Origin of the sequence: Streptomyces sp. NBC_00457 (genome assembly GCF_036014015.1) — a bacterium.
In the GTDB taxonomy this organism is placed as follows: Bacteria; Actinomycetota; Actinomycetes; order Streptomycetales; family Streptomycetaceae; genus Streptomyces.
On the sequence record NZ_CP107905.1, the window covers coordinates 435,154 to 448,388 of the forward strand.

Annotated in this window: 12 protein-coding genes and 1 pseudogene; 5 read left to right on the top strand and 8 right to left on the bottom strand. The window is 70.4% G+C overall.

Features of this window, described 5'->3' with window-relative positions; all coding sequences use genetic code 11:
• Nucleotides 1-57: 57 nt before the first annotated feature.
• Nucleotides 58-705 carry a TetR/AcrR family transcriptional regulator gene (locus OG828_RS02080; protein ID WP_328349522.1) on the top strand — a complete coding sequence of 216 codons (648 nt, stop codon included), beginning with the start codon at nt 58-60 and terminating at the stop codon, nt 703-705.
• An 80-nt stretch (nt 706-785) separates the two neighbouring features.
• Here the strand turns inward: OG828_RS02080 and OG828_RS02085 are convergent, their stop codons facing one another.
• The 4 genes from OG828_RS02085 to OG828_RS02100 all read right to left on the bottom strand — a co-directional run bounded on the left by OG828_RS02085 (nt 786) and on the right by OG828_RS02100 (nt 5,393).
• Complete coding sequence (locus OG828_RS02085; protein WP_328499893.1) at nt 786-2,087, bottom strand: MFS transporter; 1,302 nt, start codon at nt 2,085-2,087, stop codon at nt 786-788.
• Nucleotides 2,084-3,178: a PLP-dependent cysteine synthase family protein gene (locus OG828_RS02090; protein WP_328436345.1), complete on the bottom strand. Its 1,095-nt coding sequence runs from the start codon at nt 3,176-3,178 to the stop codon at nt 2,084-2,086. Before OG828_RS02090 ends, OG828_RS02085 begins: the two co-directional genes overlap by 4 nt.
• A 137-nt stretch (nt 3,179-3,315) precedes the next feature.
• A complete protein-coding gene (locus OG828_RS02095) occupies nt 3,316-3,741 on the bottom strand; it encodes a hypothetical protein (RefSeq protein WP_328499894.1) in 426 nt (141 codons plus the stop codon).
• A gap of 743 nt (nt 3,742-4,484) precedes the next feature.
• A complete protein-coding gene (locus OG828_RS02100) occupies nt 4,485-5,393 on the bottom strand; it encodes a hypothetical protein (protein WP_328499895.1) in 909 nt (302 codons plus the stop codon).
• Between the two features lie 174 nt (nt 5,394-5,567).
• Between OG828_RS02100 and OG828_RS02105 the strand changes: the two genes are divergently transcribed.
• The gene (locus tag OG828_RS02105; protein WP_328499896.1) at nt 5,568-5,843 is read left to right on the top strand and encodes a heavy-metal-associated domain-containing protein; all 276 of its coding nucleotides are present in this window, start codon (nt 5,568-5,570) and stop codon (nt 5,841-5,843) included.
• Nucleotides 5,844-5,922: 79 nt separating this feature from the next.
• A complete protein-coding gene (locus OG828_RS02110) occupies nt 5,923-8,184 on the top strand; it encodes a heavy metal translocating P-type ATPase (protein WP_328499897.1) in 2,262 nt (753 codons plus the stop codon).
• A 150-nt stretch (nt 8,185-8,334) separates the two neighbouring features.
• Here OG828_RS02110 and OG828_RS49430 read toward each other — a convergent pair.
• The 3 genes and pseudogenes from OG828_RS49430 to OG828_RS02125 form a co-directional block, all read right to left on the bottom strand.
• A pseudogene (locus tag OG828_RS49430) lies at nt 8,335-8,613 on the bottom strand (thiamine pyrophosphate-binding protein); the annotation flags it as partial.
• A complete protein-coding gene (locus OG828_RS02120) occupies nt 8,604-8,819 on the bottom strand; it encodes a hypothetical protein (protein WP_443062363.1) in 216 nt (71 codons plus the stop codon). The gene OG828_RS02120 and the pseudogene OG828_RS49430, both read right to left, overlap by 10 nt.
• Before the next feature lie 265 nt (nt 8,820-9,084).
• Nucleotides 9,085-9,861: a crotonase/enoyl-CoA hydratase family protein gene (locus OG828_RS02125; RefSeq protein WP_328499899.1), complete on the bottom strand. Its 777-nt coding sequence runs from the start codon at nt 9,859-9,861 to the stop codon at nt 9,085-9,087.
• A gap of 118 nt (nt 9,862-9,979) precedes the next feature.
• On the opposite strand from OG828_RS02125, the gene OG828_RS02130 reads away from it, so the two are divergent.
• Both OG828_RS02130 and OG828_RS02135 read left to right on the top strand, forming a co-directional pair.
• Nucleotides 9,980-11,143, top strand: a complete 1,164-nt coding sequence (locus OG828_RS02130; RefSeq protein ID WP_328499900.1) for a thiolase family protein — start codon at nt 9,980-9,982, stop codon at nt 11,141-11,143.
• Between the two features lie 62 nt (nt 11,144-11,205).
• The gene (locus OG828_RS02135) at nt 11,206-11,976 is read left to right on the top strand and encodes a 3-hydroxyacyl-CoA dehydrogenase (protein WP_328499901.1); all 771 of its coding nucleotides are present in this window, start codon (nt 11,206-11,208) and stop codon (nt 11,974-11,976) included.
• Nucleotides 11,977-12,170: 194 nt separating this feature from the next.
• Here the strand turns inward: OG828_RS02135 and OG828_RS02140 are convergent, their stop codons facing one another.
• Entirely contained in the window at nt 12,171-12,800 is a 630-nt protein-coding gene (locus OG828_RS02140; protein WP_328499902.1) for a TetR/AcrR family transcriptional regulator, read from the bottom strand.
• Nucleotides 12,801-13,235: the final 435 nt, after the last annotated feature.

Genomic DNA, 13,235 nt, shown 5'->3' on the forward strand with positions numbered 1-13,235 from the left:
CTGTTCAGTTCATATGAACTCAACCGTACAGTTCAGGTGGGTGCTAGGGTCGAGCCCATGAGCGTGGACAGCGTCAAGCAGCCCCCCAGCGGACCCCGCGCGGAGCTCAAGCGGCAGGCCATCGTGCGGGCCGCCCGCGAGCTGTTCCTACGGGAGGGCTTCGGCGTCGGTATGGACACCATCGCCGCCGAGGCAGGCGTGTCGAAGGTGACCGTCTACAACCACTTCGGCAGCAAGGAAGCCCTGTTCACGGCCGTCATCACCAGCGCGCTCGACGAGCCGCTCGCCGGGGAGTCGTCGGCCGCACTGGAAGGCCTGGCCGAAGCCGAGGACCTGCGGGCCGCCCTCGTCGAAGCGGCCCGCACCTGGGTCCACGCCGTCCGCACCAACCACGAGGTCACGGCTCTTCGCAACCTCGTCGCCGCCGAACTCCACCGCTTCCCCGAGCTGGGCGAGGCCTGGAGACACCGCGGCACGGAAAGCCACCACCCCGCCGTCGCAGGCGCCCTGCGCGCCCTCACCGAGCAAGGCCGGCTGGAGATCCCCGACCTACAGGTGGCGATCGTCCAGTTCTACGGGCTCCTGGTCTTCCCCCACATGGTCTTCAGCTCCTACGGCACGCATATCGACGAGGACCTGACGGACCGTCTCATCACCAGCGGCGTCGACATGTACCTCGATCACTACGGACCTCGGGGCGCATAGCCGCCCATCCGCGTCGAGTTGAGCCCGACAGGGGCGGAGCACCGTGCGGTGCCCCGCCCCTGCGCCGGAGAGCCGTTGGGTCAGGCGGTGGCGGACAGCGGCTCGGCGGCGGCTGGCGCCGTCAGTCGGCCGGTACGGTGCAGGCCGTACAGGGCGGCCGCGCACGCCAGGCCCAGCACGCACAGCGTGATCCACGGCAGGGCGGGCATCCCGGCCGCGCGGGCGGCGTCGAGTGCGGCACCCGTGCCCAGGTTTCCGACCGTGATGCCGATGCCGCAGATCGTGTTGTACAGCCCGTAGTGGGTGGCGACGAGGCGGTCACCGGAGAGACGGACGATGGTGTCCATCTCGAAGGGGTAGGCGATCATCGTGCCGACGGCCAGCAGCAGGGCGGCGAGCGTCGGCGGCACCGCCGCGAGCAGCCACAGGCCGATCCCCGACTCCGGTACGGGCACGGCAGTGGCCACCAGCAGGGGAACGAAGGCCAGCCCCATCACCGCCAGCCCTAGCACGAGCGCCTGCCCAGGCTCGTACCGCGCCTTGCACCACGCCGTCACCCGGGTCTGGCCGAGGATCGTGCTCAGCCCCGAGACGGCGAAGAGCACCGCCACCGCCGCCGTGCCGAACTCCCCGTCGCCGCCGAGCCGGCGCACCTCCAGCGGCAGCGCCAGATAGACCTGGAAGGACAGGACGTACGAGCCGATCATGGCGACGGAGAAGAGCAGGAAGGGCCGGTTGGCGAGGATGCCGCGCCACTGGGCGAACACACCCTGACCGCCGTCGCTGTCCTGCCGCTTGGTGTTCTCGGACCGCCGGGCGGGCAGCGCGCGGATCTGTACGACGCTGAGCAGCGCGAAGATCCCGGCCGCCACCAGGCAGGTGATGCGGAAGTCCACCCCGGTCAGCACCATGCCGACCAGCGGACCCAGCAGGATGCCGGCCTGGTAGAACACGTTGAACAGCGCGAACGCCTCGACCCTGCGCTCCCCCGCGTCGGCCGCGAGGTACGCCCGTACGGCCGGGTTGAACAGCGCCCCGGCCAGCCCGGTGGCCGCGGAGGCGGCGAGCAGGGCGGGCAGGGAATCGACCAGTCCGAGCGTCGCGAAGCCGAGGGTGCGCAGCACACACCCGGCGACGATCATCGGCTTGTAGCCGAGCCGGTCGGCGAGCGTGCCGCCGACCAGGAACATGCCCTGCTGGCTGAAGTTCCGTACGCCCAGGACGAGTCCGACGATCCAGCCGGCCAGCCCGAGCGTCCCGGACAGGTGGGCAGCCAGGTAGGGCATCAGCATGTAGAAGCCGAGGTTGATGGTGAACTGGTTGACCATCAACAGCTGGACGCTGCGTTCGTACGACCGAACCTGGGTGAGCAGCCCCTTCACCGGTCCTGCTCCGCGCTGCGCAGGGTGAGGGGGTCGACCACGGTGGTGCACCGGGTCCAGCGGGTGACCTCTTTCTCGTCCAGGCGGCCGATCAACTCCGGTTCGGGCGCCGGTGGCAAGTCCAGCAGACGGTGGGCGGCGCAGTAGTCGTCGTCGTAGACGGTTCCCAGGTAACGCTGCGGGCCATCGGGGAAGATCGCGACGATCCGTGCGTCCGCGGGCATCGTCCGGGCCAGCCAGCCGGCCACCAGCGCAACCGCGCCGACGCTCCAACCGCCGGTGGCGTAGTGGGAGGCGGCCAGTTGGCGGCAGGTCCACACCGCCTCGGCCGGGGAGACCCAGTGCACCTCGGAGAAGTTCTCGTAGGCGACGTTGCGGGGGTAGATGCTGGAGCCGAGTCCGCGCATCAGCCGCGGCCGGGCGGGCTGGCCGAAGATCGTCGAACCGGGGGCGTCCACGCCGACAACGGTCAGCTCCGGGTAGAGCTGGCGCAGGACCCGTGAGATGCCGGCCGAGTGACCGCCGGTACCCACGCTGCACACCAGCACGTCGATGTGGCCCATTTCGGAGGCGAGTTCGAGAGCCAGCGGGGTGTAGGCGGCGACGTTGTCGGGGTTGTTGTACTGGTCCGGGCACCAGGAGTCCGGGTGCTGCTCCAGCAATCGCTGTACGCGGTCGCGGCGGGCCTGCTGCCAGCCGCCCGTGGGATGGGGCTCGGAGACGACGTTGACCTGGGCGCCGTACGCGCTCAGCAGCCGGGTCATGGACAACTCCAGTCCCGGGTCGGTGACCAGGGTGACCGGGTGGCCGTACACCATCCCGGCCAGCGCCAGCCCAAGACCCAGGGTGCCGCTGGTGGACTCGATGATCCGTCCGCCGGGCCGCAGGTCGCCACGGGCACGCGCCCGCTCCACCATGTGCAGCCCCGGGCGGTCCTTGATACCGCCGGGATTGAAGCCCTCAAGCTTCGCCCAGAAGCCGCGCCCAGCTGGTGTCAGCGGCTCCGACACCCGCAGCAGCGGGGTGTTGCCCACCAGCCCGGACAGGGCCGACTGGCCGGAGGCGGCCGCGGTCTTGATCAATGAAGCCATGTCTGTGTGTTCACTCTCGCTCGATGAAGGCACGGTGCGGGTTCATCTCGCGCCCCAGGGCGACAGGACGGACCGTGGGTCCGCGCTCAGGCCACGGGTGCGCGGCAGCCGAAGTCGGTCGGCTGCGAACGAGTGGTCTAGATCCGCCACCGCGACGTACGCACGAGCGCCTCGCGGCCGGTGCGTACGCGGCGACGTCTGCGAGAGTCATGCCGTACGAGGGGTCTCGCCAACGCCATGGTCACGGCGACGAGTACGACCACGGTCAGCGCGGCGAGGGAAAGATCCTCCGTCGACTGGGCCGCTGTACGGATGATCAGGTCCGTCGCGCAGTCCTCGTCGCCGTGGGGGGCGTGGTGCCCGTGAGACTCCCCACCGACAGCCATCGCTGAAGTAGCTGCAGGAAGGGACACCGGCCCGTGCGTCTTCTCCAGCACACCGTGCATGGCGGCGCACAGCATGAGCGCCACCACGAGGGTGCCGCGGATGGCAGAGACGAGTCGGCGCCACCGCGATGAGCCGTATCGCGCCCACGGCGCGAGCGTTCGGGAAAGTGTCGGCACAGGTTCTCCGCGCGGCTGCCACCTCTCCGCTGAGGGCGGAGGGAGGCGCAGACATGGGTGGGGGGCAGGACGGCATCGACGAGCGAGATCGGCCCATCATGGGCATGGAATCCGGAGCTCGTCGTGCGTGATCAGCCGAACCGGTGACAACCGGCAGGCCAGTTGGCGGACTCTGCGTACTTCTAGACCTGCTGCACCACGGATGCTGCTCTCAGCGCCGCCGGTGATGCCCCGCCCATTGGCTCACGAGCGGCAGGCCCACGCACGGCCGAGGTGTCGTCGGCACTGGTTGATTCGCGAACCGACGCTGCAAAGCAGGGCGTTACGAGGACAGGACCCTGCTGAGGCTGCCCGGATGCGCACTGCTCACCAGGGCGCGAGGACTCGTGACCACCATGGTGGTCGTCGGCTCCCGCGGCGAACTGGGGGGCAGGATCGACGGCAGCGTGAATGCCATCAAACGGCGCTGCCGCAGGGGCCGTTGCACTGGTGGAGAGATGTCCCCGGACGCTCTCGACGTGCACGCCGTGTGTCACGAGGACACCGAACAGGAGCACGGCGATGGCCAGCACGCGCAGCAGCGGACCCGCACCGGAGCGGGTTCTTACTGTGCGCCAAGGCGACCGAGCCGTAACCATGCCGTGATCCTAGCTGCCGGGGAGCGTTGATCGACCACCAACCCGGAAACGTCGGGTTAACTCGCCAGGCGATTGGCCGGTTGCTACGGCGAGTGTGCACGCGCCTCAGTGCGCGTGCCCCGCCGCACGCACCGTAAAGGCTGCCGTGCGCACCTTGCCCTCGTGCTGGAAGTCCAGGAACAGGCGGTACGCGCCGCCGCTGGGCGCCGTAGCCGTGAAGGAGACCTCGGGGCCGGGCTGGGTCTTGCCGTCGCCGGGTTCGCCGTTGGGGTGGACGTGTAGGTAGGCGAGGTCACCGGAGCGCAGGGCGACCAGGTGGCCGTAGGCGCCCAGGTAGGGCTGGAGGTCCCGGACCGGCTTGCCGTCCTTGTTCACCGTCAGCGTCAGTTCGCCGGCCTTGCCGGGGGTCAGGTCGCCGTCGAGCTTCACCTCGTAGCCATCGGTCCTGGCGGTCGTGTTGCGCTCGGGCAGCTCAGTGGGCTGGTACGTGCCGGACGCCGCGAGGTCCGCGCCGAGGGTGAGCGCCTCGCCGCCCTTGGGCTTGAAGTCGGCGAAGACACGGTAGCTGCCGGCCTCGGGCAGGTCCACCGGGGTGGACCAGGTGCCGTCCGCGGCGCGGGAGGGGTGCAGATGGCGATAGACGCTCAGATCTCGCGAGGCGAGGATGAGGTGCAGCTCCTTGCCGTGTTCGCGCTGGTAGGCGGTGACCTTGCGGCCGGTGCTGTCCTGTACGACGGCGAAGCGCAGCTCGGCCTTCTTGCCGGCCTCGATGCGCGGGGTCTTCAGGTCGAGTGTGTAGCCGCCTTGTGAGATCTCGAGGCCTCCAGGCGCTACCGCCTCATGGCCGCCACTCGCCTCCTCGTGCCCTGCGGTCACGTGACCGTCGGGACCGCCGTGAGCACCGCCCTTCGGTTCGGGTGAGATCGCGTCGACCGTGCCGCCCACACCGTAGGCGGTGCCGAAGGTCGCGGCGAGCGCGGCGGCGAACACGGTGATCCGCAGTCCTGTGTTCATGACCCACTCCTCATCTCCGGGCCGCTCGTGGGTGCGGCCGATGCACTTCAACATACCCCCAGGGGGTATGAAGTCCAGTGGCGATCAGCCTTGCGATGAATACGGATGGGGGGTATACATGAAGCCGTTGCCGGTACCCCCTGGGGGTATAAACCACTAGCTGCGGAGAATCCCATGCCGAACAGTTGCTGCACCTCTGACGGAAGCTGCCACACCAGCGCGGAGATCAAGACCACCTACAAGGTCGATGGCGTCGGCAGTGCCCACTGCCAGGGCGTCGTCGCCAAGGCGGTGGGCGGTCTGGACGAGATCACCAAGGTCGACGTCGAGATCGGCACCGGCCTGGTCACCGTGACCACCGCCACCGCGCCCGACGAGGAGCTCGACGTGCTGATCGCCAAGACCGTCGACGAGGCCGGCTACGACTTCGCCGGCCGCGTGCCCGCCTGACCCCCTGCATCGGCGGGGCCGCCTTGCCCGACCGGCCCCGCCTCTCCCCCATCGAGTCCGTGAGCTGCGAGGAGCAGACATGACCACCACCACGCCCGGCGCCGAGGTCGAACTCGCCATCGGCGGCATGACCTGCGCCTCGTGCGCCGCCCGGATCGAGAAGAAGCTCAACCGCATGGACGGCGTCGAGGCCACCGTCAACTACGCCACGGAGAAGGCCAAGGTCACCTTCCGCGAGGACATAGCCGTGGCGGACCTGATTGCGACGGTCGAGGCCACCGGCTACAGCGCCCGCGAGCCCGAGCCCGTACGCACCGAGCCGGAAGCCGGCGGCGGCCCCGCGCAGGACGAGGGCGACGAACTGCGGCCGTTGCGCCAGCGGTTGACGGCCGCCGTGGTCCTCGCTGTGCCCGTGATCGCGATGGCCATGATCCCGGCGTTGCAGTTCGAGTACTGGCAGTGGCTTTCGCTCACGCTGGCAGCGCCCGTGGTGACGTATGCCGCCTGGCCCTTCCACAAGGCGGCCTGGACCAACGCCAAGCACGGCGCCGCCACCATGGACACGCTGATCTCCGTCGGCACCTCGGCGGCGTTCCTGTGGTCTCTGTGGGCGCTGTTCTTCGGTACGGCCGGGACGCCCGGCATGACGCATCCCTTCGAGTTGACCATCGCCCGCACCGACGGCGCCGGGAACATCTACCTGGAGGCCGCCGCCGGTGTCACGGCGTTCATCCTGGCCGGGCGCTACTTCGAGGCCCGCTCCAAGCGGAAGGCGGGCGCGGCGCTCAAGGCCCTGCTGGAGCTGGGCGCCAAGGAAGTCACCGTCCTGCGCGACGGGCGCGAAGAGTTCATTCCCGTCGGTGATTTGAAGGTCGGCGACCGGTTCCTCGTACGGCCCGGGGAGAAGATCGCCACCGACGGTGTGGTCGTCGAGGGCTCGTCCGCCGTGGACGCCTCGATGCTCACCGGAGAGTCGGTGCCGGTCGAGGTCGGCGCCGGGGACGCCGTCACCGGGGCCACGCTGAACGCCGGCGGCCGCCTGGTCGTCGAAGCCACCAGGGTCGGCGCTGACACGCAGCTCGCCCGCATGGCCAAGCTCGTGGAGGACGCGCAGAACGGCAAGGCCTCCGCCCAGCGGCTCGCCGACAGGATCTCCGCGGTCTTCGTCCCGGTCGTGATCGCCCTCGCGCTCGGCACCCTGGGCTTCTGGCTCGGCAACGGCGCTGGCTTGACCGCCGCCTTCACGGCAGCGGTCGCCGTCCTGATCATCGCCTGCCCGTGCGCCCTGGGCCTGGCGACGCCGACCGCGCTGATGGTCGGCACGGGGCGCGGCGCCCAGCTCGGCATCCTCATCAAGGGCCCGGAAGTCCTGGAGACGACGCGCAAGGTCGACACCATCGTCCTGGACAAGACCGGCACCGTCACCACCGGCAAGATGACCCTGCTCGCCGTACACACCGCCGACGGCACCGACGAGGACGAGGTCCTGCGCCTCGCGGGCGCCCTGGAACACTCCTCCGAGCACCCCATCGCCCAGGCCGTCGCGGCCGGCGCCGCCACCCGGGTCGGCGCGCTCCCCACGCCGGAGGACTTCGCGAACATCGCCGGGCTCGGCGTCCAGGGCATCGTCGAGGGTCACGCGGTCCTCGTCGGCCGCGAGAAGCTGCTCGGCGAGTGGGTCATCTCCCTGCCGGAGGAGTTGCAGCGCGCCAAGACCGGGGCCGAAGCGGCCGGACGTACCGCCATCGCGGTCGCCTGGGACGGCGAAGCCCGCGCGGTCCTGGAGGTCGCCGACGCCATCAAGGAGACCAGCCCGGAGGCCATCCGGCGGCTGCGCGCCCTCGGCCTGACGCCGATGCTGCTGACCGGTGACAACAAGGCGGTCGCCGAATCGGTCGCCGCGGAGGTGGGCATCGCGCCTGAGCACGTGATCGCCGAGGTCATGCCGCAGGACAAGGTGGACGCCGTCAAGCGGCTGCAGAGCCAAGGCCGTTCGGTCGCGATGGTCGGCGACGGCGTCAACGACGCCGCCGCACTGGCCCAGGCCGACCTGGGTCTTGCGATGGGTACGGGTACGGACGCCGCGATCGAGGCGGGCGACCTCACGCTGGTGCGAGGCGACTTGAGGGTCGCGGCGGACGCCATCCGCCTCTCCCGCAAGACGCTGGGCACCATCAGGTCCAACCTCTTCTGGGCCTTCGCCTACAACGTCGCCGCCCTGCCGCTCGCCGCGGCCGGCCTGCTCAACCCGATGATCGCGGGCGCCGCCATGGCCTTCTCCTCGGTCTTCGTGGTCGGCAACAGCCTCCGCCTGCGCGGATTCCAGCCTGCCGGCCGCTGAGCAGCCAACAGGGGCTTCGGCCCGCGCCGACCATTTGGTGGCCGAGGCCAAGAGGCCGTCCTGGTAGGGCAGTTCGTACAGCATGCCCGGTCCCCGGCCGACCAGCCCGGAAGGGATGTCCGCCGCCACGCACAGCATCGGCGACGAGCACGCGTACCCGGTGGCCACGGCGGTCAGGGCGTTGAGCACGCCGGGGCCGGGGACGACCAGGCAGACGCCGGGGCCCGGTGGTCCGTGCGTATGCCTCCGCCGCGTGGGCCGCGCCCTGCTCGTGCCGGCGGCGATGTACTCGATCGGCCCACCGGCGGCCCGGGCGCGGGCCAGGGCGTCCAGGACGTGGTCGAGCTGGACGCCCGGCGCGCCGAAGACATGACGGACACCGTCCCGCTCCAACTGGCCCACCAGCGCCTGGGCCCCGCTCAGCTCCATCTCACCGCCGCCTTCTCCTCCTGGGGTGCCGCCTCACGGGGCCGTGTCCTGGCGTCCCGGCGATCCAGCCAGCTCAGTGCCGGAACCGTCATGGCCGTGGTGACCAGGGCCACGAGGACCAGCGCGGCGAAGAGTTCCTGGCTGACGATGCCGGCCGCGAGCCCGATGTTGAGCGCGATCAGCTGCATCTGCCCGCGGGCGTTCATCAGGGCGCCGACCCGGCCGGCTGTGCGCCGCCGGCACGCCTGGTGATGCCGTCGTACTACCCGGCGGACCCGGAGACCGCCGCCTACTTCACGACGTCCGAGGGCCACTCCGGGCGACAAGCGGCCATCCGGCCCTGGTCGACGAGGGTTGGAGGGCCGCTGACGCGGACAACTCTCACCGCGTCCGCTTGAAGTGGCTCAGCGAAGGGCACCCCCGAACCGCGAGTGGCATGAGGCAGTGCCGCGGAATGGGTCGGCCGATCGGCTACTTCCCCCGCCACAGCGGCGCACGCTTCTCGGCGAAGGCCCGGGCGCCCTCCTGGGCGTCGGTGGAGGCGAGAACGGGGGCGGCGATTTCCTGCTGCTCGGTGTAGGCGCGGGCGTCGGTGTAGCCGGTGGACGCCGACAGCATGTGCTTGGCCGCGCGGACCGCGAGTGGTCCGTTGGCCGTGATGCGGGCTGCCAGTTCACGGGCGCCGGCGAGGGCTCCGCCCGGCTCGGTCAGCATCGTGACCATGCCGTGGCTGTGGGCGGTCTCGGCGGAGATCGGGTCACCGGTGAGCGCGAGTTCCATCGCGAGTTGGTACGGCAGAACCCGGGGCAGCCGCAGCAGTCCGCCGGCAGCCGCGACGAGGCCTCGTTTCACCTCCGGCAGCCCGAACTGAGCGCCCCGTGCGGCGACGATCAGATCGGCGGCCAGCGCCAGTTCACAGCCGCCGGCCAGAGCCCAGCCCTCGACCGCCGCGATGAGCGGTTTGGACGGCGGTCGCTCGGTGATCCCCGCGAAGCCACGGCCGGGTATCGAGGGGCGCTCGCCCCGAGCGAACGCCTTGAGGTCCATGCCCGCGCAGAAGGTGTTTCCCGCCCCGGTGAGGATGCCCACTAAAACGTCGTCGCGTGCCTCCAACTCATCCATGGCCCGGGCCAGTTGCACGGCGACGTACAGGTCGACCGCATTACGGACCGCAGGCCGGTTGATCGTGACGACTCCGACGCCGTCGGCGAACTCCGACAGCACGCTGCTCTGATGATCATCCGTCATCTACCCTCTCCCTCACCCTGGCTCCCTTACTTATCGCTCGCTAAGGTACGGGGCAGGACGGCAGCGCGCGCAAGAACGCGTACCGCTCCTCAAGGGGCCCTCGCGGAAAGGGAGTTCCATGACCGACGCCGTCATCGTCGATGTGGTGCGCACCGCCTCCGGGAAGGGCAAGCCCGGCGGGGCACTGGCCGGCCTGCATCCCGCGGAGCTGCTCGCCACCGTTCTGCGGGAGCTGCTGGCTCGCAACGAACTCGACCCGGCCCTGGTCGACGACGTGATCACCGGCTGTGTCTCGCAGTCCGGGGAACAGGCCCTCAACATCGGGCGGACGGCGCTGCTGGCCGCCGGCTTCCCGGAGTCCGTGCCGGCCACCACGGTCGACCGGCAGTGCGGCTCCGGCCAGCAGGCGGCGCACTTCGCCGCGCAGGGCGTACTGGCCGGGGCCTATGACGTCGTCATCGCCTGCGGTGTGGAGTCGATGAGCCGGGTGCCGATGTTCAGCAGCACCCAGGGCCGGGATCCGTATGCTCCCCTTGCCCGGCGGTATCCGAACGGACTGGTCCAGCAGGGGGTCAGCGCCGAACTCGTCGCGGCCCGCTGGAAATTGAGCCGCGGGGAACTGGACGAGTTCGCCACACGCTCGCACCGGTGCGCCGCCGCCACCGCGGCGGCGGGCGGTTTCGACGGCGAGATCGTCCCTGTCGGCGGCCACGCGGTGGACGAGACCGTCCGTCCGTCGACCACCGTCGAGGGCCTGGCCGGCCTGAGCCCCGCCTTTGCCGACCCTGCTCTCGCCCGGCGCTTCCCGGAGATCAACTGGTCGGTCACGCCGGGCAATTCCTCGCCGCTGACCGACGGGGCGGCGGCCACGCTCATCATGAGCGCCGAGCGAGCCGACCGGCTGGGGTTGCGGGCGCGCGCCCGCTTCCACTCCTTCGCCGTCGTCGGAAGCGATCCCCTGCTGATGCTCACCGGTGTCCTGCCGGCCACGGAGAAGGTCCTGGCCCGCGCCCGGCTGTCGCTCGACGACATCGACGCCTATGAGGTCAATGAGGCCTTCGCGCCCGTCCCCCTGATGTGGCGGCGGGAGTTCGGGGCCGACCCGGCACGCCTCAACCCGCGCGGCGGGGCCATCGCGCTCGGCCATCCGCTGGGCGCGTCCGGCATCCGCTTGCTGGCCACTCTCGTGAACCATCTGGAGGCCACCGGGGGCCGCTACGGCCTGCAGACCATGTGCGAGGGCGGCGGCATGGCCAACGCCACGATCATCGAACTGCCCTGAGAAGCGGCTCTGAGAAGCGACCGCGACTCCGCGCGAAACGGCTCGGAAAGGGGAACGGCACCATGCACCTCACCGGCACCGATGTAGCGCTCGTCACCGGCGGCGCTTCCGGCCTCGGTCTGGCCACGGTACGGCGGTTGGTGGCCGACGGCGCCCGGGTCGTGGTCGTCGACCTGCCGTCCTCCGACGGCAAGGCGGTTGCCGCCGGTCTCGACGGCCGTGCGGTCTTCGCCCCGGCCGACGTCACCGACGAGGCCCAGATCACCGCCGCCCTGGACACGGCCGTCGGCCTCGGCACGCTCCGCGTGGTCGTCAACTGCGCGGGCATCGGCACCGACGTCTTCCGGGTGGTGGGCCAGCAAGGCCCGTTCCCCTACGCCGAGTTCCGCCGCACCGTCGAGGTCAATCTGATCGGGACGTTCAACGTCATCCGGCTGGCCGCCGCGTGCATGATCGCCACCGCGGAACCGGTCGGCGAGGAGCGGGGCGTCATCGCCAACACGTCCTCCGTGGCCGCCTTCGACGGGCAGATCGGGCAGGCCGCGTACTCCGCCTCCAAGGGGGGCATCGTCGGCATGACGCTGCCCGTCGCCCGTGATCTGGCCCAGCATCTGATCCGCGTCGTCACGGTCGCGCCGGGCCTGTTCGCCACTCCCCTGCTGGCCGGCCTCTCCCAGGAGGCGCAGGACTCGCTGGGCGCCCAGGTGCCGCACCCCAGCCGTCTCGGAAAGCCCGAGGAGTACGCCGATCTGGTCGCCCACATCGTCGCCAATCCGATGCTCAACGGCGAGACGATCCGTCTGGACGGCGGCATCCGCATGGCACCCCGCTGAGCGTGCGCCCACCAAGCGCCGTGCCCGCTACAGCCGCGTCCGCTTCGCGGCGGTGACCGCGCCCCGCGCGCCTTCGGTGGCCGGCGCCGAGCTCGTCGCCGGATGCCGCTGAGTCCGCCGCACCCGCTGTCGTCCTCGAACCCTTCAGCCTTGCCCGCCGTTGGACCGCGACCTGGCTCGGGACGCGGCCCCCGCTACCGTCGGTGCCCCACGGCGTCCAGGGCGATCGTGACGTACCGCTCGGCGATCCGGTCCGGGGTCAGGGGCCCGTCGGGCCGGTACCACTGGGCCACCGCCTGGCACATCGCCAGCACCGCCCGGCCGGCGTCCACCGGCACCGGCGTGGTGAACACGCCCGTCGCCACCCCGTCCCGCACCGCCTCACGCAGCAGCCCTTCCAGTTCGTCCCGCAGAGCGACGTAGCGTGCCCGGTTGTCGGGCTCCAGGCTGCGCATCTCCGTGTCGAGGAAGGCGAGCGGGGCCCGGTGGGTCATGTAGAGCACGACGCACTCGACCAGCGCCGAGAAGCGGTCGACCGGGTCGTCGCCCGCCTCCGTCAGGGAGGTGCGGCAGCGCCCCAGCACGGAGTCGAGTGAGCCGAAGAGCAACTCGACGAGGATCGCCTGCTTGTTGGCGTAGTGGTAGTACAGGGCGGGCACGGTGACGCCCACGCGGCGGGCCAACTCTCGGACGGTGGTGGCGTGATAGCCCCGCTCCACGAAGGAGTCGAGGGCGTGCGCGAGGATCGGCGGCAGCTCCAGCGGGGCGTACGTCCGCCAGTCGGGGTGCGTGTCCGAGCGCAGATCGGCGACGGTGTCCGCCATGTCCCACGCCTCCGCAGATCCGCTCGACTTCGGCCCTTCAGCGTACCGGGTGGTCCGTTCCGGAGCACTTGCCGAAGTCATAGCCGGGAACCGGACAATCCGGCGGTGAGAGCCCGCCGCAACGGGCCGCGCACGGCTCCCGACATTGAGGGTGATTCCCGACAGAAAACCCTTCACGGAAACGGGTCGCGCATCCTTGAACAGCACTTACCGTGAGTCAGCTCACAGACCGAATAATCCTCGTGATTTGGCGCCGACTTCGAGCCCTCCCAAAACAAGCGTGCAGCCTGCACCGTAATCAACCGGCAACAGAAAAATGGTTCGTGATTCAGCGACCTCGCGTCATGGTCCGCACATAGCCGAGAAAGCTCGATGGCCGTCAGTCATCGACGAGCCCGGAGATACGATCCCCATAACCGCGCATCACCTAAGGGG